The following is a 20,307-nucleotide window of genomic DNA, read 5'->3' as shown; positions in this document are numbered from 1 at the left end:
TGACCAACTACATCGCCAGATCCCTGCTCGAGTCCGGCGGATTCAGACCTCAACTACACCCTCATCTGTGAAGAGCCAGTCATCATTCGGCGATGGGTCGTCTTGCCTGGGATAGCACAGGCCCCCTATGCTGCCTAACGTAAAGACCTACTCAATCCTTTACTAAACGGGGGAATTTCATGACTGAGCGCAGCAGGTCCTTAGACCGACGGACCATTGCAAAGGGGGCCGCTTGGGCGGTACCCGCCGTTACTATCTCAGCAGCTGCACCCAGCTTGGCGGCGTCTGTCCCGGTCCATAAGGACCCAGGCGTGAACGGGTGGGTCTTGAACACGCCAACGGACAGCGGCTTCTGCAGGTGGACGCTCGAAGTCGACTCAACGTTGACCGGCGCCGGCCCCGACGGCGCACCCTACGGCCTTTACCTCTACGACATCACCCCGGAGTCGACCGTGGCCGACGTGGCCCTGATCTACTGGATCATCGGAGAGCAGAGCGCCACCTGGGCGACCCTGCGTGGTCACTCCACCTGCTGGTCCGGCCCCACCCGCGGTAAGGCGCAGAGGAAGTCGGACGGCTTGCTCTACACGCCTTACACGTGGAAATACAACTGCCCGATCCTCGCCGACGAGGTCAAATCCGACGGTCGCCTGTATTTGGGTGGCTTCCATGTCCGTGGGTCCTTCACGCAGAGCCGGGACTACTGCAACGACGTCACCTACTGGACCCAACGCTCAGTCATAGTCGATCCTGACGGCGCCGGCTCACAAGCCGCGCAAACATTGACCTTCGAGCGACGCAACGGTACCCGAGGCCCGGCGACCAGCGCCCAGATCGGCGCGCGCTCGCGCTCGGCAACAGTCTCCGGCGAGAGTGCTCAGTTGACCTGAGTCGCAACCCCGAATGACAAGACAGCCCCCCTTGGCCACCTCGTAAGAGGCGAGCGAAGGGGGCTGTTGGTGCAGCACCGGATGGAATCAGGCGGTGTCGTCGTCGGGCTCACCCGGGTCGGCCGGCGGGAGCGGGGCGGGCAGCGCAGACCCGTCGATCTTGAGCCGCATGAGCCATGACGCGAGGACGGTCAGGGCGGTCTTGCCGACGGACACGCCGAGCACGAGCCACGACTCGCCGGCGGTGAGGGTGGCATCAGGCAACCACATGGCCAGGGCGGTGCCGACGGCGATTAGGACGTCAATGGCGAGGCCTTGCAGGAGGGTGCGGGCGGCGCGGTTCTTCGCGTCAGCCTTGAGTGCGCGGGTGGGTCATGATGCTCCGATCGATCGGGTCAGTCGCAGCCCGGCCCACGCGAGGACCAGACAGCCGGACAAGATGAGGCCCAGGCAGCGGGCGAGGACGCTGGGCTGGGTGCGGTAGATGTGGTCAGCGACGGCGTGGCCGATGGTGGTCACGGCAGCTTGAACTTCCCCGCGAGCACGCCACGGTTGAGGTAGCGCTGGAGTGCACGGATCGAGTTGGGGCCGAAGTCGCCGTCAGCAGGGGACTTGACGATCCGCTGGAGGGCGCGGCTGGTGGGGACTGCTGCACGGAGAGGTGACAGTCGGTAGTCACGCAGCCTGATCGGCTCGTGTGGTCATGGTGGGCGCGGCTCCGCCCTGGGCTTCCGCAACCTGACCAACTACATCGCCAGATCCCTGCTCGAGTCCGGCGGCTTCAGACCCCAGCTGCACCCTCATTTGTGAAGAGCTCTGAAACCCCGTCAGGCAGGATCGCAGCTCTCGAGGACGTTCCCGGGAGCTGACACTCTGTTAGGCGGCATCGCAGCTCCCAAGCATCTCGGGTCCCCCGATCAGCCCCGGGCGCCGGTGCGGGTTGCATGGTTGCGGGCCGGGCAGGCGCGGGGTGGGCAGACGAGGGTTGGATAGCCTATGGGTCATGTCAGCACGCGTCGCTCTCACTCTCGCTGGTGCCGCAACGCTGGCGCTCACCGCATGCGGTGACTCGCCCGTCGCTGCGAAGCCTGCTGCGCAGGCGTCATCGTCCGAGTGCGCGGCTGTCGCGAAATCGTGGCCGAAGACGGTCTCGGGGCTCGATTCCTACCCCGACTCGGCCGACTCGCCGACCGTCCACGCCTGGGGCAAGAACGCTGACGACGTCCTCATCGCGCGCTGCGGCGTCACCTCACCCGGCCCGACGAGCGACGCCTGCTTCTCCGCGAACGACGTCGACTGGGTGCAGATCCCGGTCTCGGGCGGCACGCGGTACGTCACCTACGGTCGTGAGCCGGCGATCGAGGTGCTCGTCCCGTCGTCGGCGAACCTCGACGGCACGCTGCTCGCCGCGTTCGCCCCCGCGGCGAAGAAGATCGCTCAGGGTCCACACCGCTGTTCCTGACAGGCGGCGCCGATTCGGTTCGGCTCCGGTTCACCCCCGACCCGGCCATCGTCGCCGCGTCACCACCCACAAGCCCCCCGGACTCCCCCAGGGGACCCCGCGGACGCGGGGCTGCCGTCAGCGCAGACCGGTCTTGCGCTCGCGCGCCAACTCGATCAGGTCGGTGATGAGGTCGGTGTAGTCGAGGCCGCTCTCGCGCCACACGGCCGGGAACATCGACACGGGCGTGAAGCCGGGCAGGGTGTTGATCTCGTTGAGGAAGAGCGTGCCGTCGGCGGTGTAGAACCAGTCGACGCGCGCGAGGCCCTCGCAGCCGGCGGCGTCGAACGCCTTGATCGACAGCTCCTTGATGCGCGCGGTGTCCTCGGCGCTGACATCGGCGGGGCACGCGAGGCGCAGCCCGTCGTCGTTGAGATACTTGGCCTCGAAGTCGTAGAAGGCGTGCTCGCCGATCTCCTCGATCTCACCGAGTTCGGACGCGCGCGGCAGGTCGCTGCCGTGGCCTTCGAGCACACCGCATTCGACCTCGCGGCCCACGATGCCGGCCTCGATGACAACCTTCGGGTCGCTCTCGCGCGCCAGTTCGATGGCGGCCTCGAGCTGGTCGCGCGAATCGACCTTCGAGATGCCGACCGACGAACCCGCGCGTGCCGGTTTGACGAAGACGGGGTAGCGCAGCGGTGTGAGGCTCGCCATCGCGGCGTCCTTGTCGCGGCGCCACTGCTTGTCGGTGATGACGACGTAGGGGCCGACGGGCAGCCCGGCGGCCTCGAACACGATCTTCATCATGTGCTTGTCCATCATGACGGCCGACGCCGTGACGCCCGAGCCGACGTAGCGCAGGTCGGCGAGTTCGAGCAGGCCCTGCAGGGTGCCGTCCTCACCGAACGGCCCGTGCAGCAGCGGCAGGACGACGTCGACGGACGTCAGTGCCTGCGGGGTCTGCCCCGCATCGAGCACGAGGATGTCGTGCTGGTCGGGCGACGGCGCGATGACGACCTCGCGGCCGGCGTCGTTCGTCACCTCCGGCAGCTTCTTGCCCTGGATCGCGAGCGCCGACGGGTCGTCGGGCATGAGCACCCACTGGCCGGCCTTGCTGATGCCGATCGGCACGACGTCGTAGCGCTCACGGTCGATCGCGGCGAGAACGCCGGCGGCGGTGGCGCACGAGATGGCGTGCTCGGAGGAGCGCCCACCGAAGACGACGGCGACGCGGGTGCGGGGCTGCGAAGTGCTCATCGCGGCCAACAATAGCGCCCGCGCGGTCAGTCGCCGGACGCCACGGCGCGCGGTGGCGCCGCCGTGCCAGGGTGTTCGCATGGTTGCGCACGCCGATCGTCCCGCCCGCCCGCTCGCTGCTGCGACGCGCCTCGTCGGCGGTGGACGCCCTGCCCGCGCGCCGGGCGCGAGCGTCAGCCCGGAGCTCACGCTCACCTCGACCTACGTGGCCGGCGCCGACCTCAACTACGCGCGGGTCGGCAACCCGACGTGGAGCGCGTTCGAGACGACCCTTGCCTCCCTCGAAGGTGACGCCTCGACGACCGCGCTCGCCTTCGCCAGCGGCATGGGCGCCATCTCCGCCGCGCTGTCCCTCCTGCCGCACGGCGGCCGTGTCATCGCGCCGCCACACTTCTACAACGGCACCTCGGCCCTCCTCGACACCTGGCACGAGGCCGGCCGCGCGCACCTCACGCGCGTCGACCTCGCCGACGACGGCGCCCTCGACACCGCCCTAGCTGCCGGCTGCGATCTCGTCTGGGTCGAGTCGCCGAGCAACCCGATGCTCGAGACGTGCGACGTCGCCGCCGTGACGCGCCGCGCCCACGCGGCGGGCGCGCTCGTCATCGAGGACAACACGTTCAACACGCCGCTCGGGCGCCGCCCCCTCGACGACGGCGTCGACGTCGTCGTGCATTCGGTGACGAAGTACCTCGCGGGCCACAGCGACGTCCTGCTCGGCGCGGCGGTGACGAACGACGCCGACCTCGCCGCGCGGCTGCTCACAGCACGCACGCTGGGCGGCGCCATCCCCGGCCCGCAGGAGACGTGGCTCGCGCTGCGAGGCATGCGGACGCTGCACCTGCGCTGGGAGCGCGCCTGCGCGAACGCGGCGACGCTCGCTGCGAGATTGCGCGAGCACGACGACGTCGCACGCGTGCGCCACCCGGGAACGGGCGCGATGATCGCGCTCGAACTGCGCGGTGGCGCAGACGCCGCACGCGCCGTCGAACAGCTCGTCGAGGTGTGGTTGCCCGCCACGAGCCTCGGTGGCGTCGAGTCGATGCTGGAGCGCCGCCGTCGACATGCGCTCGAACCGGCCAGCGTTCCGGAGAACCTGCTGCGCCTGTCGGCCGGGGTCGAGGACGTCGAGGATCTGTGGGCGGACCTCGACGACGCCCTGCGCCGGGCGCACGCCGCGTCAGCCGACTGACCCGGTCACGCGACTGCCCCGCCCAGGCTGCCCCGGCCGACGCCCGAAACAACGGGCGCGCCCGGCCGGTCGTCAGACGCGTTCGCTCTTGCGCGAACGCGACATGAGGGCGCGCACCATCTCCTGCGGGCCCCACCCTTCGTAGAGGATGGCGTGCACGCCGTCGCAGATCGGCATGTCGACGTCGACGCTGCGTGCGAGTTCGACGATGGAGCGGCACGACTTGACGCCCTCGGCCGTCTGGCTGGCCTGTGCGGTCACCTCTTCGAGCGTCTGCCCCTCGCCGAGGGCCAGCCCGAAGGCATGGTTGCGCGACAGGCGCGAACTGCACGTCGCGGCCATGTCGCCCACACCGGCGAGACCGAGGAACGTCTGCGGGTCGGCGCCGAGCGCCGCGCCGAGGCGGGCCGTCTCTGCGAGACCGCGCGTCAGGAGCGTCGCCGTCGTGTTCTCGCCGAGGCCCAGGCCATGGGCCATGCCGACGGCGAGCGCGATGACGTTCTTCACCGCGCCCGCGATCTCCGTGCCGACGACGTCCGCGTTCGTGTAGGGGCGGAAGTACGGGGCGGCGCAGGCCTCTGCCACCTTGGCGCGCAGCCCGTGATGCGGCGCTGCGACGACGGCGGCGGCCGGCTGCTTCTGCGCGATCTCCTTCGCGAGGTTCGGCCCGGAGACGACGGCGACCTGCGCGAGCGGCACGCCGGCGACCTCCGCGATGACGTCGCTCATCCGCAGGTGCGTGCCGAGTTCGATGCCCTTCATGAGCGACACGAGCGGCGCGCCCTGCGGCAGCACGTCGCGCCACTGCTCGAGGTTGCCGCGCAGCGACTGCGACGGGACGGCGAGGACGACGAGGTCGGCGCCCTCGAGCGCCTGCGCGGCGTCCGCCGTCGCGCTGATGCGCTCGTCGAGCTGCAGCTCGGGCAGGTAGGCGACGTTGCGGCGCTCGGTGTTGATCGCGTCAGCAGCCTCCGCACGGCGCGCCCACAGCGTGACGTCGGTGCCTGCGTCGGCCATGACGGCGGCGAACGCCGTGCCCCAGCTTCCGGCCCCCATGATTGCGGCGCGTGTCATCGTCTCGTCCTTTCGTGGAGTTCGGTGCGGTCGGACAGATCGGCGCTGTGAGGCAGGTCGGCGCGGAGGCCACTGGGCCAGGTCGGCGCGTTCATCGCGAGCCTCGCGCGTCGGTCGGGCGCGAGACGGTGCGCGGGTTGTCGAGCGGCGGCGCGCCGGGTCGCTCGCCGCGGATCTCGCACAGCAGCTCGAGGATGGCGGCCATGAGGCGCCTGGTGGCCTCCGTCAGCACCTCGGTGTCGAGGTCGCGCCCGCGCAGATCGTCGAGGTCGACCGGCTCGCCCGCGACGACGGTGACGTCATGACGGCGCGTCAGCAGGTGCGGCACGACGTGGCGGGCGCGACTGGTCGGCGGGATGATTCGTTCGGGCCCCCACATCGCGACGGGGACGAGCGGGACGCCCGTCGTCAGCGCGATGCGCGCGGCGCCGGACTTGCCCGTCATCGGCCAGAACGCGCGATCCCGCGTCAGTGTGCCCTCCGGCAGCAGGCAGACGAGGCGGCCGGCCGCGACGGCGTCGACGGCTTCGACGAAGCTGTCCTTGGCCCGTGCGGTGCCGCGGTGGACGGGGATCTGCCCGGCGCGGCGCAGCAGCGGCCCGAGGACGGGGACGGCGAAGACCTCGGCCTTGCCGAGGAAGTGCGGCAGGCGACCCGCGCCGTAGAGGAGGAAGCGGCCGATGACGAACGGGTCGGAGTAGCTGAGGTGGTTCGCGGCGATGACGGCGCCGCCGGTGGCGGGAACGTGCTCGGCGCCTCGCCACGCCTCACGCAGCCACGGCGCCACCGCCGGGGCGACGGCTTTCGTGATGACGGAGACGACGGCGTTGCGCTCTCCCGCATCGAGCGAGATCTTCGCCATGGGCACCTCCTGTTCGTCTCGCACTCTAGTGGCACGACACGTCCAGGGCATTCGTCGCAGCGTTGCGATCCATGAGGCCGGGGCATCTGACAGCATGGGAGGGATCGCTGTGAGAGGGTACGAGACCCGCGCACCTCGCCGTCACCGGTCCGAGCCGCCGAAGGAGCCGCCATGACCCATCACACGCAGGCCAGCGTCCACCGCTTCGACGAGGCGACGTTCACGGGTGAGCTCATCACCGACGCCGGCCGGGTGCTGCCGTTCGACGCCGACGCCTTCGCGCGCAGCGGCCTGCGCACGCTGCGCGTGGGGCAGCGTCTCAATGTCGATCACGGGCCAGACGGAATCCGCCGGTTGTGGATCGAGGGCATCGGGACGGGCCAGCAGATCCGCTGACGCCGCCCGACGCGGTGCGTCTCAGCGCTCGACGCGCGCGCGACCACCGGCGTTGCCGGAGCGGGGCAGCTTCGACGGGTCGGCCGTGACGGCCTTGAAGTTCGTACCAGGGGTGAACTTGGGCACGGAGGTCGCACCGATGCGCACCGCTTCGCCCGTGCGCGGGTTGCGGCCCGTGCGGGCGGCGCGGTCGACGCGCTCGAACGTGCCGAATCCGGTGATCCCTACCTTGTTGCCGGCAGCGACCTCTCGGATGATCACGTCGACGACGGCCTCCACGGCCTCCAGTGCGGCCTCCTTGCTGCCGAGGCGCACCTCGAGGCGATCGACCAGGTCTGCCTTGTTCATCTTTCGTCCTACCCCTTCTCGTCCGTCCGTCACGGCTCGATCCCGTCCTGCGTCTCGACGTGGGCCAACGGTACCGAGTGGTTGCATCCCCGTCCATTGGGTGAAATCTTCGTCGTCCGCCGTGCGGCGCCCACGCACCGAACACGCGTAGGCCGATCGTCATAGATCATCATGGCGGTCGCCCGACCATGTTGCGGCCGTAAGCGATTCGCAGACACCTCCCCGGGCGTCGAACCTCATACACGCGCGCCACGAGCGCGAGGCCTCCCGCGCGGCGCGCGATATCATCTATCGGACGAGCGTCGACGGCTTCCAACTCGGACGAGCGTCTTCGAACGCTTCGATGTCGTCCTCGTGACGCAGCGTCAGCGAGATGTCGTCGAGGCCCTCCATGAGGCGCCAGCGGATGTAGTCGTCGACAGCGAACGGCACGACGAGCTCCCCCGCGTGGATCGTGCGCGAGCCCAGGTCGACCGTGATCTGCGCGCCCGGTTCGTTGTCGAGGTACTTCCACAGCAGTTCGACGTCGCCCTGCTCGACCTGCGCGGTGAGCAGGCCGGCCTTGCCCGAGTTGCCGCGGAAGATGTCGGCGAAGCGCGAACTGATGACGACGCGGAAGCCGTAGTCCATGAGCGCCCAGACGGCATGCTCGCGCGAGGAGCCCGTCCCGAAGTCGGGGCCTGCGACCAGGACCGAACCGTCACGGTAGGCCTCGGTGTTGAGCACGAACGACGGGTCCTTGCGCCATGCGGAGAACAGCCCGTCCTCGAAGCCCGTGCGGGTGACGCGCTTGAGGTAGACGGCTGGAATGATCTGGTCGGTGTCGACGTTGCTGCGGCGCAGCGGCACCCCGACGCCGGTGTGGGTGGTGAACTTGTCCATCGATGTCTCCTGACGGCTCAGCGGGTCACAGATCGGCGGGCGAGGCAAGCGTGCCGGTGACGGCGGTCGCGGCGGCGACCTGTGGGCTGACGAGGTGCGTGCGTCCGCCCTTGCCCTGGCGCCCTTCGAAGTTGCGGTTCGAGGTCGACGCGCTGCGCTCCCCCGGCTCGAGCTGATCGGGGTTCATGCCGAGGCACATCGAGCAGCCGGGCAGGCGCCACTCGGCGCCGGCGTCGGTGAAGACGGCGTCGAGCCCCTCCGCCTCGGCGTCGAGACGCACCTTCGCCGAACCGGGCACGACGAGCATGCGCACGCTGTCGGCGACCTTGCGCCCGCGCAGCACGTCCGCCGCGGCGCGCAGATCCTCGAGACGCCCATTGGTGCAGGAACCGAGGAAGACGGTGTCGATCGCGATCTCCTTGAGCGGCTGACCGACGCTCAGCCCCATGTACTCGATGGCGCTCGCGGCGGCATCCTTCTCCGAGTCGTCGCCCATCTGCTCGGGGTCGGGCACGGCCGCCGTCAGCGGCAGGCCCTGGCCCGGGTTGGTGCCCCAGGTGACGAACGGCGCGAGCTTCGTCGCGTCGATGACGACCTCGGCGTCGAACACCGCGTCGTCGTCGGTGCGCAGCTGCTTCCACGCCTCGACCGCGTCATCCCACTCGGCGCCCTGCGGCGCATGGGGGCGGCCTTCCAGGTAGTCGAACGTCGTCTGGTCGGGCGCCACCATGCCGGCACGGGCGCCCGCCTCGATCGACATGTTGCAGATCGTCATGCGCGCTTCCATCGACAGCGCTTCGATCGCCTTGCCGCGGTACTCGAGGACGTAGCCCTGGCCGCCGCCGGTGCCGATCTCGGCGATGACGGCGAGGATGATGTCCTTCGCGCTGACGCCGTCCGGCAGGTCGCCCTCCAGGGTGATCGCCATCGTCTTGAACGGCTTGAGCGGCAGCGTCTGCGTCGCGAGGACGTGCTCGACCTCGCTCGTGCCGATGCCGAACGCGAGCGCGCCGAACGCACCGTGCGTCGAGGTGTGGCTGTCGCCGCAGACGATCGTCGCGCCGGGCTGGGTGAGGCCCAGCTGCGGGCCGATGATGTGGACGATGCCCTGCTCGGCGTCGCCCATCGGGAACAGGCGGATGCCGAACTCCTCGCAGTTGCGGCGCAGCGTCTCGACCTGGGTGCGGCTGACGAGGTCGGTGATCGGGCCCGGCGTCGTCGGGACGTTGTGGTCCTCGGTGGCGAGCGTGAGGTCGGTGCGACGCACGGTGCGCCCCGCGAGCCGCAGCCCGTCGAACGCCTGCGGGCTCGTGACCTCGTGGAGCAGGTGAAGGTCGATGTAGAGCAGGTCGGGCTCGCCCTCCGCGCTTCGCACGACGTGCTGCTGCCACACCTTCTCGGCCAACGTGGAACCCACGTCATCCTCCTTCGATCGACGGGTCGTCCGACCCACGAGACACCGTTCTGCGACAAGCGTTACCCTTTTACCGGCGGACCGGACTTGCGTCTCGGTTCATGAGACTGCAATATCAGTACATGGACAATTCAAGTGGCGTCGGAGTCCTCGACAAGGCTGCAGTCGTGCTCTCCGCCCTCGAGGCAGGGCCCTCCACCCTCGCCCAGCTCGTCGCAGCCACCGGCCTCGCTCGCCCGACCGCCCACCGCCTCGCGGTCGCGCTGGAGCATCACCGCCTCGTGGCCCGTGACATGCAGGGACGCTTCGTCCTCGGCCCCCGACTCGTCGAACTCGCCGCCGCCGCCGGTGAGGACCGCCTGCTCGCCGCCGCCGGGCCCGTCCTCGGCGCGCTGCGCGACCACACGAACGAGAGCGCCCAGCTCTTCCGCCGCCAGGGCGACCAGCGCATCTGCGTGGCGGCCGCCGATCGCCCGATGGGTCTGCGCGATTCCATCCCCGTCGGCGCGACGCTGTCGATGCAGGCCGGCTCAGCGGCCCAGGTGCTGCTCGCCTGGGAGGAGCCCGACCGTCTGCACCGTGGCCTGCAGGGCTCCAAGTTCACCGCGACGATGCTCTCCGGCGTGCGCCGCCGCGGATGGGCTCAGTCGGTGAGCGAGCGCGAGCAGGGCGTCGCGTCCGTCTCCGCGCCGGTGCGCTCGCCCAGCGGCCGCGTCATCGCCGCCGTGTCGATCTCCGGCCCCGTCGAGCGCGTCTCCCGTCAGCCCGGGCGGCTGCACGCCGCAACGGTCGTCGCCGGCGCCAACAAGCTGACGGAGGTGCTCGCGCGCGCCGCCGCGCAGCAGAAGAGCGTCGCACCACCCACGACGCGCTGATCCACCTCTGGCGACGATGCCCTTGGGCAGGTGCACGTGACCTGCGGCCGTCCGGTGGCGATTCCTGGATCCCGCATTCGAGCGCACGAATGATCAGGACCCGAAAAAGGTCGGTCTGAGCCGAGACGGCGACAGAAAGAGAAGGCAAACAAGAAATCCCCACCGCATTTCTACGGTGAGGATTTCTTGTCTCGATGTAGCCCCGACGGGATTCGAACCCGCGCTACCGCCTTGAGAGGGCGGCGTGCTAGGCCACTACACAACGGGGCCATGGCCTGCTTCGTCAACCTTTCGGCCCTTCAGCAGCGAGGAAAACTTTAACTCATGTCATCGTTTTCCCGAAATCACTCTGTGCGCGCGTGACGCGGGCGTCACCTTCTGCACAAGCGATCTGCGCTGGGGTACCAGGACTCGAACCTAGAACAAATGAACCAGAATCATCCGTGTTGCCAATTACACCATACCCCAATGGGGGTTGCAGTGATCGAACAGCGCGCCTCGCGAGGCCTTCCGTTCGTTCCCCGAACCGAGTGAAAACTTTACCGGAGGTTTCCCGGGACGACAAATCGACCGGCGCCCTGCCGCGCCGGCCCTGACGCATCCGTCAGGGCCGACAGGCAGGCGCGCCCCGGTCGATCACAGGCTCGCGCGCAGGTTCTTCAAGCGTTCCATCGTCGAGTGCTTGCCGAGGATCTCCATCGACTCGAACAGCGGCGGTGAGATCCGCTGACCGGACACGGCGGTGCGCAACGGGCCGAAGGCGAACTTCGGCTTGATGCCCAGGCCGTCGACGACGGCCTCGCGCAACGCGGCCTCGATGCGCTCGTGCACCCACTCGATGCCCGTGCCGTCAGGCTTGCCGAGCGAACCCGAGATGGGCTCGAGGGCCGCGATGGCGGCGTCTAGCACCTGCGGGGCGGTCTCCTTGAGCTGCGCGCGGGCGTCGTCCGCGATGGGCAGCTCGGCGTCGTCGGTGAAGAACGGTGCGACGAGCGGCGTCGCCTCCGACAGCAGGTTGATGCGAGTCTGGATCAGCTCGGCGACGAGGTTGAGGCGACCCAGCTGCGGCAGCGACGGCTGCTCCGGCAGCACGCCGTCCGCGACGAGGAACGGCAGGATACGCGCGGCGAAGTCGCGAGGCTCGAGCTCGCGGATGTAGTGACCGTTGAGCCAGTTCAGCTTGTCGAGGTTGAAGATCGGGCCGACGGTGTTGACCTTGCTCCATTCGAAGTTCTCGCTGAACTCCTCGAAGGTGAACACCTCGCGCTCGGTGCCGTCCGCCTCGATGATCGGCGGGTAGCCGAGCAGCGCGAGGAAGTTGAGCAGCGCCTCCGGCAGGTAACCCTGCTCCTTGAACCACGTGAGGCGCGCCCACGGGCTCTTGCGCTTGGAGATCTTCGCCTTCTTCTCATCGCGCAGCAGCGGCATGTGCGCGAACTTCGGCGGTTCGAGGCCGAGGCCCTGGTAGAGCAGGATGTGCTTCGGCGTCGAGCTGATCCACTCCTCACCGCGCACGACGTGCGTGATGCCCATCTCGTGGTCGTCGACGACGACGGCGAGGTGGTACGTCGGGAAACCGTCGGCCTTCATGATGACCTGATCGTCCGGGCGGGGCGCCTTGACCTCGCCTCGGATGAGGTCGTCGAACACGAGCGGCGCGTCGTCGGGGATGAACATGCGCACGACGGGGTTCTCGCTGAAGCCGGGCTCGGCGGCGCGCTCCTCACGCGACTTGCCGTAGCACATGCGGTCGTAGCCGGTCGGCAGCTTCTGCTTCTGCTGGAGCTCGCGCATCTCGGCGAGCCGCTCGCTCGTGCAGTAGCAGTAGTAGGCCTTGCCCTCGTCGATGAGCTTGTCGACGTACGGCTTGTACGTGTCGAGCCGCTCACTCTGACGGTACGGCGCGTACGGGCCGCCGACGTCGGGGCCCTCGTCCCAGTTCAGGTCGAGCCAGTGCAGCGTGTCGAAGATCTGCTGCTCGGAATCGGCCTGGAAGCGCGCCCGGTCGGTGTCCTCGATGCGCAGGACGAACTTTCCGCCCTGCTGACGCGCGAACGCAAGGTCGAACATCGCCATGTAGGCGGTGCCGACGTGCGGGTCACCCGTCGGCGACGGCGCGACGCGCAGACGGACGGCGCCGGGGCTCGTCTCGCCGGGCGTCGAGGGGGTGGGGGCTGAGGTGGCAGTCGAGTCGCTCATGATGTCTCCATCGTAGACGGCCGTTGCGCTGCGCCTCAGGCCTCGCGCATCACCGCGAGCGTCACCGATTCGGCGAGCCAGGTGAGGAAGTCGTAGTAGGCGGCCATGAGCTGTTCCTCGTCGCTCGGCACCTGCCCACGCTCGACCTGTTCGACGAGTGCGTCGGCATCCGCATCGGTGCGCACGCCGAGGCGCTCGGCGAGCACGAGCCGCACGTCCGTCAGCGCCATCATCGTCGCGCGCGCCTCGGCCTCGTCGAGGACGACGTCGCGGGGTTCGCCGGCGCTCATCGTCTGCGCGAGGTCGACGTTCGCACCCGCGCGCTCGAACGCCGTCATCGCCGTAGCGAGGTTACGCAGCTTGCGATCGCGCAAGGAGGCCTCGGTGAGGCGGCGGAACTCGGCGGCCGCGCCGTCATCGTCCTTGACACCGTCGGGCAGCAGCCGACGAAGCGCCGGGTCGCGTGGAGCCTCCCGGGCGCTCATAGAGCGTCCGAGCGCCGCGAACAGCTCGTCCTCGTCGGTGCCGCGCGGCGCGTCGGGTGCGTCGTCACTACCGTCGGAGAGCAGGACGCTCGTCTGGTGCATGAGATCGACGACGACGGCGCGTTCGACGTCGTCGAGACGTCCGACGATGCGCCGCTCGTCGGACGGGTCACGCCGGAATGCCTCGGCCATCAGCCCTCCTGCTCGTAGGTCGCCCACAGGCTGTAGCCGTGCATGGCGATCGTGTCGGCCTCGGCCTTCTCACGGCTGCCCTTGCTGACGACGGCGCGGCCCTCGGTGTGCACCTGCATCATGAGCCGCTCAGCCTCCTCGCGGGAGTAGCCGAAGTAGTCCTGGAACACGAAGCTGACGTAGCTCATGAGGTTGACGGGGTCGTTCCACACGAGCGTCACCCACGCCCGCTCCCCCACGTCCTGGGGGTCAGGGTCGGCGAGCTGCTTGGCCAGTTGCTCGAAATCGATGTCTGGAGGCGCGATCGACACGTCAACCACCTTAGAGTTCGATACGTGACTTCCACCATCTCGGCCTCGACGGCCCTGCTCACCGACCACTACGAGCTCACGATGCTTCAGGCGGCGCTGCGCTCCGGTGCGGCCCACCGCAAGAGCGTCTTCGAGGTCTTCGCCCGCCGCCTGCCCGACGGCCGCCGCTTCGGCGTCGTCGCGGGCACGGGTCGTTTTCTCGAGGCGTTGAAAGAGTTCCGGTTCACCGAGGCCGAGATCGACGACCTGCGTCGACGCGCCGTCGTCGATGAGCCGACGCTCGAGTGGCTCGCCAACTACCGCTTCTCCGGTGACATCCACGGCTACGCCGAGGGTGAGTGCTACTTCCCGGGCTCGCCGCTCGTCGTCGTCGAGTCGACGTTCGCCGAGGGCGTCATCCTCGAGACGTTGATCCTGTCGATCCTCAACCACGACTCAGCCGTCGCCGCCGCTGCGTCGCGCATGGTGCTCGCCGCCGACGGCCGTCCGTGCATCGAGATGGGCTCGCGTCGCACGCACGAGGAGGCAGCGGTCGCAGCCGCGCGCGCCGCGTACATCACGGGGTTCGCGGCCTCCTCCAACCTCGAGGCGGGACGTCGCTACGACGTGCCGACGACGGGCACGTCGGCGCACGCGTTCACGCTGCTGCACGACGACGAGCGCGCCGCGTTCACCGCGCAGGTCGACTCGCTCGGCAAGGACACGACGCTGCTCGTCGACACCTACGACGTGAAGAACGCCGTCAAGATCGCCGTCGAGGTCGCGGGCCCCGAACTCGGTGGGGTGCGTCTGGATTCCGGCGACCTGCTCGTGCAGGCCCGCGAGGTGCGCGAGCAGCTCGACTCACTCGGTGCCACAAGCACGAAGATCGTCGTGACGAGCGACCTCGACGAGTACGCCATCGCCGCCCTCGCAGCCGGGCCGGTCGACGCGTACGGCGTCGGCACCTCCCTCGTCACCGGCTCCGGCGCGCCGACGGCCGGCATGGTCTACAAGCTCGTCCAGCACGCGAGCGACGACGAGCAGATGATCGACGTCGCGAAGAAGAGCAAGGACAAGATCTCCGTCGGCGGACGCAAGTGGGCGCTGCGTCGCCGAAACGCACAGGGAGTGGCCGAGGCCGAGATCATCGGCATCGGCGAGCAGCCGGTCGACGACGGCGACGACCGTGCGCTGCTCGTCCCGCTCGTCAGGAACGGCGAGGTCGTCGCGCCGACGGACGCCGCGAGCGCCCGCGCGGTGTACGAGCGTGCCCGCGCGGAATTGCCCGCGAAGGCGCGTCAGATGTCGCGCGGTGAGCCCGTCATCCCGACCCGGTACGAGGGTCCCGGTTTGGGCGGGGTGACGCAGCGATGAGCGCACCGAACGTTGATGCCGGCACGCGCCGGGCACTCGTCGTCGTCGACGTGCAGAACGACTTCTGCGAGGGCGGTTCGCTCGCCGTGGCCGGGGGCGCCCAGGTCGCCGCGGCGATCGCCGACTACGTCGCGCTCGCCGATTACGACGTCGTCGTCGCGACGCAGGACTGGCACGTCGACCCCGGCGAGCACTGGAGCGAGACCCCCGACTACCGCGACTCGTGGCCCGTGCACTGCCGCGCCGAGTCCGACGGCGCGGCGTTCCACGACGGATTCGCGCCCGCCGTCGATCGGCTCGACGCGATCTTCCCCAAGGGCAGGTACGCCGCGGCCTACTCAGGATTCGAGGGGTCTTTCGCCGGTGGCGATGAGTCGCTCGCCTCCTGGTTGCGTGACGCGGGCGTCGGCAGCGTCGACGTCGTCGGCATCGCGACCGACCACTGCGTCCGCGCGACCGCGCTCGACGCCGTCAGCGAAGGCTTCGGCACGCGCGTGCTGCTCGGCATGACGGCCGGCGTCGCAGCCGACAGCACCGACGCGGCGCTCACGACCATGCGCGACGCGGGCGTCGAGCTCGTCGGTCAACCCGTCGTCGGCTGAGAACGCGGCCCGCGTGCCGGGCACGAAGATGGACGAGAATCGCCGATGTGGACGGGATTCGCGAAGGTGGACGAAAAACGCAGGTGGGGCGGGGTCAGCGGGTGCGGCGCACGACGCTGCGCGCCGCGAGGTCGTCGAGGCCCTGACGGAGGCGGTTGCTCAGCGCCCACAGCAGGATCGCGATCTGCAGCAGGCCCGCGATGCCGGCGAGCACGGCGACGAGCGACATCAGATCCGGCACGTACTTGATGAGAGCGCGCACGGCGCTGCGTGCCATCGGCAACTTCTGCGGCGAGCGGGGGTCGCCCTCCTCGATGGGCGCCACGCGGATGCCGAGCGCCGACTTGCCGAGCGTCGCACCGCGCAGTGACGTCATCAGGGTGTCGTAGACGAATCCCGCCACGAACAGCGCGAGCGCCAACACGAGCGGCGGCGACGTCAGGTCGTCGGGGAAGGCCGGCATCTGCCCACCGTTGCTCGCGGCGGTGCTCGCCTCGTCGATGAAGTCGCGGAACTCGTCGATCCACGAGTGCAGGAACGGCAGCATCGCGAGGGTGACGGGCACCCCGAAGATGATGCGGTCGAGGAAGTAGGCGAAGAAGCGGCGCCACACCCCCGACGGCTCCCCCGCGCTCGTTCCGAACGCCGTCGGGCGCTGATCATGAGCCCGCGGCTGCGGGGCACCGAAGCGATGCTGCTGCTCCCCGCTGCCCTCGGGGCCCCAGTGAGCCGGATAGGTGCGCGGCTCGCCGTCACGGCGCGGCGGTGCGTCGAGGTGCTGGACCGGGCGAGCCTCCCCGACGTGGTCGAGGCCCGGGCGCAGCTTCGGCATGGTGCGCTCGGTCCACAGGATGCCGTCCCAGTACCTCAGCTGGGTGGCGTCGCGGGGGTCGTCGTACCAGCCCGACGAAACGGGCGCGTGCGGCTGCTCAGTCATGCGTCTACCCTATCCGCCCCGGCATGACGCGCCGGGCGCGATGAGCCGTGCGGATGAGCCAGGCAGGCAGTGCCTCGTACCGCACTGCATCCCACATGACACCCGCATGCTGAGGGCCTCGCGGGCTGAGGGCCTCGCAGGCTCAGCGCCGACCGACGAACCAGCGACGGATCAACTCGATGCGTTCGCCGACCTGTTCGGAGGAGGCCTTGTCGAGCGTCGGCCCCCCGCACTGCTGACGCAGGTCGTTGTGGATGACGGCATGCGGCTGGCCGCTCTTGCGCGCGTACTGCGCGACGAGGCCGTTGAGCTCCTTGCGCTGCTTGGCGAGGGCACGGTGCGCGGCGACGGGTTCGTCGTCGTCGGTGCGTCGCGTGCGCCCGGCCTTGGCCTGCTTGGCCTGACGTTCACGCAGCAGGCTCGCCATCTGATCGGGCTCGAGCAGACCGGGCAAGCCGAGGTATTCCTGCTCGTCCTGGCTGCCGACGTCACCGCCCATGCCCCACTGCTGCGCGTCGAATAGGACGTGGTCGAACTCGGCCTGCGACTCGAGCGCCTCGAAGGTGCCGTCGTCGGCGAGCATCCCGGAGGCCTTCTCCTCACGGTTGGCCTCGGCGAGCAGCCCCTCCTCCTCCGACCACATGTTGTCCTCGGGGTTCTCCCCCGCGCGCTGCGGACGGTCGAGGGCGTGGTCGCGCTGCTCCTCGAGACGCGAGGCGTGCTCGAGGATGATCGGCACGGTCGGCAGGAACACCGACGCCGTCTCGCCGCGCTTGCGGGCGCGCACGAAGCGTCCGACGGCCTGGGCGAAGAACAGCGGCGTCGACGTCGACGTCGCGTAGACGCCGACGCAAAGACGCGGCACGTCGACACCCTCGGAGACCATGCGGACGGCGACCATCCACCGCTCGCTGCTCTTGGCGAAGTCCTCGATCCGGGAGCTCGCGCCCGCGTCGTCGGAGAGCACGACGGTCGGTTTGGTGCCAGTGATCGCCTCGAGCGTGCGCGCGTAGGCGCGCGCGGCCGTCTGGTTCGAGGCGATGACGAGGCCGCCCGCGTCGGGCACGTGACGTCGCACCTCCGACAGGCGCTTGTCGGCGGCCTGAAGCACGGACGGGATCCACGCGCCGTTCGGGTCGAGCGCGGTGCGCCAGGCGCCTGCAATGGCGTCCTTCGTCATCGGTGTGCCGAGACGCGCCGCGATCTCGTCGCCGGCCCGGGTGCGCCATCGCATGTTGCCGCCGTAGGCCATGAACAGCACGGGCCGGACGACGCCGTCGGCGAGCGCCTCGGCGTAGCCGTACGCGTAGTCGCTCGCCGAGCGACGGATGCCGGCGTCGTCGACCTCGTAGCGCACGAAGGGGATGGGGCTCGTGTCGCTGCGGAACGGGGTACCGGTGAGGCAGACGCGTCGCGCGGCGCCGTCGAATGCAGTGCGCAGCGCCTCGCCCCAGCTCTTGTTGTCGCCGCCGTGGTGCACCTCGTCGAGGATGACGAGCGTCGGCGTGCGCTCGGTGCGGATGCGGTGCACCTCGGGGTTGCTCGCGACGCCCTGGTAGGTGAGGGCGACCCCGTCGTAGTCGGACGCCTCATCGACCTGACGGTTCGTGAACCTCGGGTCGATCTGGATGCCGACGCGCGCGGCCGCGTCGGCCCACTGCGTCTTGAGGTGCTCGGTCGGCGCGACGATCGTCACCTTCTTGACGATGCCGCGCCCCAGCAGCTCCGTCGCGAGGCGCAGCGCGAACGTCGTCTTGCCGGCGCCGGGGGTTGCGACGGCGAGAAAATCGCGCGGATCGGTGCTCAGGTACCGCTCCAGCGCACCGGCCTGCCAGGCGCGCAGCTTGCCCGCGGTACCCCACGCGGCGCGCTCCGGGAAGGCGGGTGAGAGGTGCTCTGCAGCCGAGGTACTCATAGGCCGAGCAGTCTACCGGCGCCGAACGAACTCCCCGACCTGGCCGCCGCCACCGACCGTTCAGGCCGGCCGGAACGCGCGCGACAGCCCCCACGAGGCCGGGGACGAGCACCATCGGGACGGCGAATCCGTAGCGCAGGGACGTGTCGCCGAGCGCGCCCGTCCCCGTCAGCACGGCTCCGAGCAGGGCGCCGACGTAGTTGAACTGGTTGAAGCGCGCGTTGATCGCGTCGCTGCCGGCTTGGACGGACGCCGCGTCCGCCTCCGGGTGTGCGTCGCGGGCGAGGCGCGCGGCCACCGAGTACGACAACGGCGCGACGAGCGCCGCGGGGCCGAGCCGCGCCGTCAGCCAGTCGCCGCAGCTGCGGCTGAGCAGCGAGCACACGAGGTACGGCAGGGTGGCGACGGCGACGAGCGAGGCCGGTGAGGCGAAGGTGTGGTGCAGGTAGGTGGGCGCCCACGTCGTCACGGCGATGTCGACCATGTAGAACACGACGAGCGCGAGGGCGAGGGTGAGGATGCGGCGCCAGGGCAGGCTGCGCGCGGCGGGGGCGTCGGCCCCGGATGCGATGGGCGCCGGTTCCGGCCGCGCGTGCGGGACGTACGGCGCGAGCGTCGCGGCGGCGGGCAGGATCATGAGCACCGCGGCGGCGACGCGAAGCCCCAGCGATGCGTCGCGAGCGCGATGAGCGTGCCGAGGACGCCGCCGCGCGTCCACGCCCCGTGGAACGTCGACATGAGCGGGCGCCCGTAATGGTGCTCGATGGCGACGGCCTGCATGTTGCACCCGGCGTCGACCAGGCCGAGGCCCAGGCCATACGCAGCCATCACCGACTCCAGTGCGCCGACGCCGTGCGCGAGGCCGATGTGCGGCAGCGCGACGACGATGGCGGCGAAGCCGACGCGCAGGCTGCGCGTCGTGCCGCCGCGCGCGGCGAGGAACTCCCGCGCCACCGAACCGAGCCCCCGCGCACAGCACGAGCGTGATGGGGGCAGGCCGCCACCGCGGGAGCACTCTCGTCGCCGCTTCGTCGCTTCACCCAGCAGGCTCCCAGCTGACGAGACGGGCTGGGTCCCGACGGCGCGTCGAAGGGTGTCGGCGCCGCGCCGGGCGACGGCGGAGGGTGGGGTGAGCATCACACCCTGGAGTTGAGTAGCGCTCAACCCACCATGCGGGGCGTCCGCGCGCCTAGGGTGGAGTCAGTCATGGACATCGAGCACTCGATGGCCCCAGCGGCGCGTCGCCGATCGGTCCATCGAGGCCGCTCACCCCTGGCCGGGGCTCGCAGGGAAAGGACGAGAGTCATGGTTCGCACGAGAGCCCAACTCACCGATGCTCAACGCGAGAAGCTCAGCGCCGTCACTGCGGCGCGCGAAGCGCGTCTCGCCGCCGAAGCGGAGTACCGGCGGGCGGTCGCCGCCGCCGATCAGGCGAAGGTGACGAAGAGCGCCATCGCCGAGGCGGCCGGCGTCAGCGTCGAGGCCGTCCGCACGGTGCTCATCCGCATGGCCGAATCGCACGCGCCCGCAGTCGAGGTTCGTGAGCACCTGACGGGGGTGGACGGCGGTTCCGCGACGGCGTCCACCGCCGCGGGACCGGTCGTCACCGGCGCCGTCGGTGCGGCCCCGGTCACGGGCGACGTCAGGCAGCCTGTCGCGAAGGCGAGCTGACGCCC

22 protein-coding genes and 2 tRNA genes are annotated in these 20,307 nt (G+C 69.9%); 9 read left to right on the top strand and 15 right to left on the bottom strand.

The genetic code is table 11. From position 1 onward, the window contains the following. Positions 1-311: 311 nt before the first annotated feature. Entirely contained in the window at positions 312-890 is a 579-nt protein-coding gene (locus tag AC1RS9_RS09705) for a hypothetical protein (protein WP_281711506.1), read from the top strand. 87 nt (positions 891-977) lie between these two features. Here the strand turns inward: AC1RS9_RS09705 and AC1RS9_RS09700 are convergent, their stop codons facing one another. Then, positions 978-1,160 carry a hypothetical protein gene (locus AC1RS9_RS09700; protein WP_074045544.1) on the bottom strand — a complete coding sequence of 61 codons (183 nt, stop codon included), beginning with the start codon at positions 1,158-1,160 and terminating at the stop codon, positions 978-980. Positions 1,161-1,893: 733 nt separating this feature from the next. On the opposite strand from AC1RS9_RS09700, the gene AC1RS9_RS09695 reads away from it, so the two are divergent. After that, entirely contained in the window at positions 1,894-2,352 is a 459-nt protein-coding gene (locus tag AC1RS9_RS09695; protein ID WP_006947505.1) for a DUF3515 family protein, read from the top strand. A gap of 117 nt (positions 2,353-2,469) precedes the next feature. Here AC1RS9_RS09695 and AC1RS9_RS09690 read toward each other — a convergent pair whose 3' ends face one another. Beyond that, positions 2,470-3,591, bottom strand: coding sequence for a D-alanine--D-alanine ligase family protein (locus tag AC1RS9_RS09690; RefSeq protein WP_074045542.1), 1,122 nt, complete (start codon positions 3,589-3,591; stop codon positions 2,470-2,472). A 79-nt stretch (positions 3,592-3,670) separates the two neighbouring features. On the opposite strand from AC1RS9_RS09690, the gene AC1RS9_RS09685 reads away from it, so the two are divergent. Then, on the top strand, positions 3,671-4,783 hold the full coding sequence (locus tag AC1RS9_RS09685; RefSeq protein ID WP_492921272.1) for a trans-sulfuration enzyme family protein: 1,113 nt from the start codon (positions 3,671-3,673) through the stop codon (positions 4,781-4,783). Positions 4,784-4,855: 72 nt separating this feature from the next. On the opposite strand, the gene AC1RS9_RS09680 is transcribed toward AC1RS9_RS09685, so the two are convergent. Both AC1RS9_RS09680 and AC1RS9_RS09675 read right to left on the bottom strand, forming a co-directional pair. Next, positions 4,856-5,857, bottom strand: a complete 1,002-nt coding sequence (locus AC1RS9_RS09680; RefSeq protein WP_131941285.1) for an NAD(P)H-dependent glycerol-3-phosphate dehydrogenase — start codon at positions 5,855-5,857, stop codon at positions 4,856-4,858. A 91-nt stretch (positions 5,858-5,948) separates the two neighbouring features. Continuing rightward, positions 5,949-6,719 carry a lysophospholipid acyltransferase family protein gene (locus AC1RS9_RS09675; protein WP_074045539.1) on the bottom strand — a complete coding sequence of 257 codons (771 nt, stop codon included), beginning with the start codon at positions 6,717-6,719 and terminating at the stop codon, positions 5,949-5,951. 171 nt (positions 6,720-6,890) lie between these two features. Here AC1RS9_RS09675 and AC1RS9_RS09670 point away from each other — a divergent pair, with 171 nt between their 5' ends. Continuing rightward, entirely contained in the window at positions 6,891-7,115 is a 225-nt protein-coding gene (locus tag AC1RS9_RS09670) for a hypothetical protein (RefSeq protein WP_006947507.1), read from the top strand. Positions 7,116-7,136: 21 nt separating this feature from the next. Here the strand turns inward: AC1RS9_RS09670 and AC1RS9_RS09665 are convergent, their stop codons facing one another. The 3 genes from AC1RS9_RS09665 to leuC all read right to left on the bottom strand — a co-directional run bounded on the left by AC1RS9_RS09665 (position 7,137) and on the right by leuC (position 9,762). Next, positions 7,137-7,463 carry an HU family DNA-binding protein gene (locus tag AC1RS9_RS09665; RefSeq protein WP_062257664.1) on the bottom strand — a complete coding sequence of 109 codons (327 nt, stop codon included), beginning with the start codon at positions 7,461-7,463 and terminating at the stop codon, positions 7,137-7,139. Between the two features lie 288 nt (positions 7,464-7,751). Then, entirely contained in the window at positions 7,752-8,345 is a 594-nt protein-coding gene (gene leuD, locus AC1RS9_RS09660) for a 3-isopropylmalate dehydratase small subunit (RefSeq protein WP_038568866.1), read from the bottom strand. Between the two features lie 25 nt (positions 8,346-8,370). Then, positions 8,371-9,762 carry a 3-isopropylmalate dehydratase large subunit gene (gene leuC / locus AC1RS9_RS09655; protein WP_006947513.1) on the bottom strand — a complete coding sequence of 464 codons (1,392 nt, stop codon included), beginning with the start codon at positions 9,760-9,762 and terminating at the stop codon, positions 8,371-8,373. A gap of 119 nt (positions 9,763-9,881) precedes the next feature. Between leuC and AC1RS9_RS09650 the strand changes: the two genes are divergently transcribed. Then, complete coding sequence (locus tag AC1RS9_RS09650; RefSeq protein ID WP_040015175.1) at positions 9,882-10,634, top strand: IclR family transcriptional regulator; 753 nt, start codon at positions 9,882-9,884, stop codon at positions 10,632-10,634. A gap of 197 nt (positions 10,635-10,831) precedes the next feature. On the opposite strand, the gene AC1RS9_RS09645 is transcribed toward AC1RS9_RS09650, so the two are convergent. The 5 genes from AC1RS9_RS09645 to clpS form a co-directional block, all read right to left on the bottom strand. After that, positions 10,832-10,904, bottom strand: a tRNA-Glu gene (locus AC1RS9_RS09645). A gap of 126 nt (positions 10,905-11,030) precedes the next feature. Beyond that, a tRNA-Gln gene (locus AC1RS9_RS09640) sits at positions 11,031-11,102 on the bottom strand. A 168-nt stretch (positions 11,103-11,270) separates the two neighbouring features. Next, complete coding sequence (gene gltX, locus AC1RS9_RS09635) at positions 11,271-12,833, bottom strand: glutamate--tRNA ligase (protein WP_062257662.1); 1,563 nt, start codon at positions 12,831-12,833, stop codon at positions 11,271-11,273. A 35-nt stretch (positions 12,834-12,868) separates the two neighbouring features. Next, the gene (locus tag AC1RS9_RS09630) at positions 12,869-13,510 is read right to left on the bottom strand and encodes a DUF2017 domain-containing protein (RefSeq protein WP_074041187.1); all 642 of its coding nucleotides are present in this window, start codon (positions 13,508-13,510) and stop codon (positions 12,869-12,871) included. Then, entirely contained in the window at positions 13,510-13,830 is a 321-nt protein-coding gene (gene clpS / locus AC1RS9_RS09625; RefSeq protein ID WP_006947542.1) for an ATP-dependent Clp protease adapter ClpS, read from the bottom strand. The genes AC1RS9_RS09630 and clpS overlap by 1 nt, the downstream gene beginning before the upstream one ends. Positions 13,831-13,845: 15 nt before the next feature. Between clpS and AC1RS9_RS09620 the strand changes: the two genes are divergently transcribed. Further along, entirely contained in the window at positions 13,846-15,177 is a 1,332-nt protein-coding gene (locus AC1RS9_RS09620) for a nicotinate phosphoribosyltransferase (RefSeq protein WP_074041186.1), read from the top strand. After that, positions 15,174-15,779 carry an isochorismatase family protein gene (locus AC1RS9_RS09615; RefSeq protein ID WP_062257656.1) on the top strand — a complete coding sequence of 202 codons (606 nt, stop codon included), beginning with the start codon at positions 15,174-15,176 and terminating at the stop codon, positions 15,777-15,779. Before AC1RS9_RS09620 ends, AC1RS9_RS09615 begins: the two co-directional genes overlap by 4 nt. A gap of 94 nt (positions 15,780-15,873) precedes the next feature. On the opposite strand, the gene AC1RS9_RS09610 is transcribed toward AC1RS9_RS09615, so the two are convergent. Next, a complete protein-coding gene (locus tag AC1RS9_RS09610) occupies positions 15,874-16,716 on the bottom strand; it encodes an RDD family protein (protein ID WP_062257653.1) in 843 nt (280 codons plus the stop codon). A 142-nt stretch (positions 16,717-16,858) separates the two neighbouring features. Beyond that, the gene (locus AC1RS9_RS09605) at positions 16,859-18,631 is read right to left on the bottom strand and encodes a DEAD/DEAH box helicase (RefSeq protein ID WP_074041185.1); all 1,773 of its coding nucleotides are present in this window, start codon (positions 18,629-18,631) and stop codon (positions 16,859-16,861) included. A gap of 209 nt (positions 18,632-18,840) precedes the next feature. Here AC1RS9_RS09605 and AC1RS9_RS09600 point away from each other — a divergent pair, with 209 nt between their 5' ends. Next, a complete protein-coding gene (locus tag AC1RS9_RS09600) occupies positions 18,841-19,080 on the top strand; it encodes a hypothetical protein (protein WP_062257649.1) in 240 nt (79 codons plus the stop codon). Between the two features lie 184 nt (positions 19,081-19,264). Here AC1RS9_RS09600 and AC1RS9_RS09595 read toward each other — a convergent pair whose 3' ends face one another. Continuing rightward, positions 19,265-19,585 (bottom strand): MFS transporter, encoded by a 321-nt coding sequence (locus AC1RS9_RS09595; RefSeq protein ID WP_062257647.1) that lies wholly within the window; start codon positions 19,583-19,585, stop codon positions 19,265-19,267. 351 nt (positions 19,586-19,936) lie between these two features. On the opposite strand from AC1RS9_RS09595, the gene AC1RS9_RS09590 reads away from it, so the two are divergent. Continuing rightward, on the top strand, positions 19,937-20,302 hold the full coding sequence (locus AC1RS9_RS09590; RefSeq protein ID WP_038568880.1) for a hypothetical protein: 366 nt from the start codon (positions 19,937-19,939) through the stop codon (positions 20,300-20,302). Positions 20,303-20,307 lie beyond the last annotated feature (5 nt).

It is taken from the genome of Dermacoccus sp. MPR-E5 (genome assembly GCF_058809565.1).
The sequence above is the reverse complement of the archived record's forward strand: the minus strand, read 5'-3'. Positions and strand labels throughout refer to the sequence as shown.

Coding starts and splice junctions, on each gene's coding strand:
- AC1RS9_RS09665 (WP_062257664.1), bottom strand. CDS start 7,463: ATGAACAAGGCAGACCTGGTCGATCGCCTCGAGGTGCGCCTCGGCAGC.
- AC1RS9_RS09605 (WP_074041185.1), bottom strand. CDS start 18,631: ATGAGTACCTCGGCTGCAGAGCACCTCTCACCCGCCTTCCCGGAGCGC.
- AC1RS9_RS09615 (WP_062257656.1), top strand. CDS start 15,174: ATGAGCGCACCGAACGTTGATGCCGGCACGCGCCGGGCACTCGTCGTC.
- AC1RS9_RS09690 (WP_074045542.1), bottom strand. CDS start 3,591: ATGAGCACTTCGCAGCCCCGCACCCGCGTCGCCGTCGTCTTCGGTGGG.
- AC1RS9_RS09650 (WP_040015175.1), top strand. CDS start 9,882: ATGGACAATTCAAGTGGCGTCGGAGTCCTCGACAAGGCTGCAGTCGTG.
- AC1RS9_RS09610 (WP_062257653.1), bottom strand. CDS start 16,716: ATGACTGAGCAGCCGCACGCGCCCGTTTCGTCGGGCTGGTACGACGAC.
- AC1RS9_RS09695 (WP_006947505.1), top strand. CDS start 1,894: ATGTCAGCACGCGTCGCTCTCACTCTCGCTGGTGCCGCAACGCTGGCG.
- gltX (WP_062257662.1), bottom strand. CDS start 12,833: ATGAGCGACTCGACTGCCACCTCAGCCCCCACCCCCTCGACGCCCGGC.
- AC1RS9_RS09675 (WP_074045539.1), bottom strand. CDS start 6,719: ATGGCGAAGATCTCGCTCGATGCGGGAGAGCGCAACGCCGTCGTCTCC.
- AC1RS9_RS09590 (WP_038568880.1), top strand. CDS start 19,937: ATGGTTCGCACGAGAGCCCAACTCACCGATGCTCAACGCGAGAAGCTC.
- AC1RS9_RS09630 (WP_074041187.1), bottom strand. CDS start 13,510: ATGGCCGAGGCATTCCGGCGTGACCCGTCCGACGAGCGGCGCATCGTC.
- AC1RS9_RS09670 (WP_006947507.1), top strand. CDS start 6,891: ATGACCCATCACACGCAGGCCAGCGTCCACCGCTTCGACGAGGCGACG.
- AC1RS9_RS09700 (WP_074045544.1), bottom strand. CDS start 1,160: ATGTGGTTGCCTGATGCCACCCTCACCGCCGGCGAGTCGTGGCTCGTG.
- AC1RS9_RS09680 (WP_131941285.1), bottom strand. CDS start 5,857: ATGACACGCGCCGCAATCATGGGGGCCGGAAGCTGGGGCACGGCGTTC.
- AC1RS9_RS09685 (WP_492921272.1), top strand. CDS start 3,671: ATGGTTGCGCACGCCGATCGTCCCGCCCGCCCGCTCGCTGCTGCGACG.
- leuD (WP_038568866.1), bottom strand. CDS start 8,345: ATGGACAAGTTCACCACCCACACCGGCGTCGGGGTGCCGCTGCGCCGC.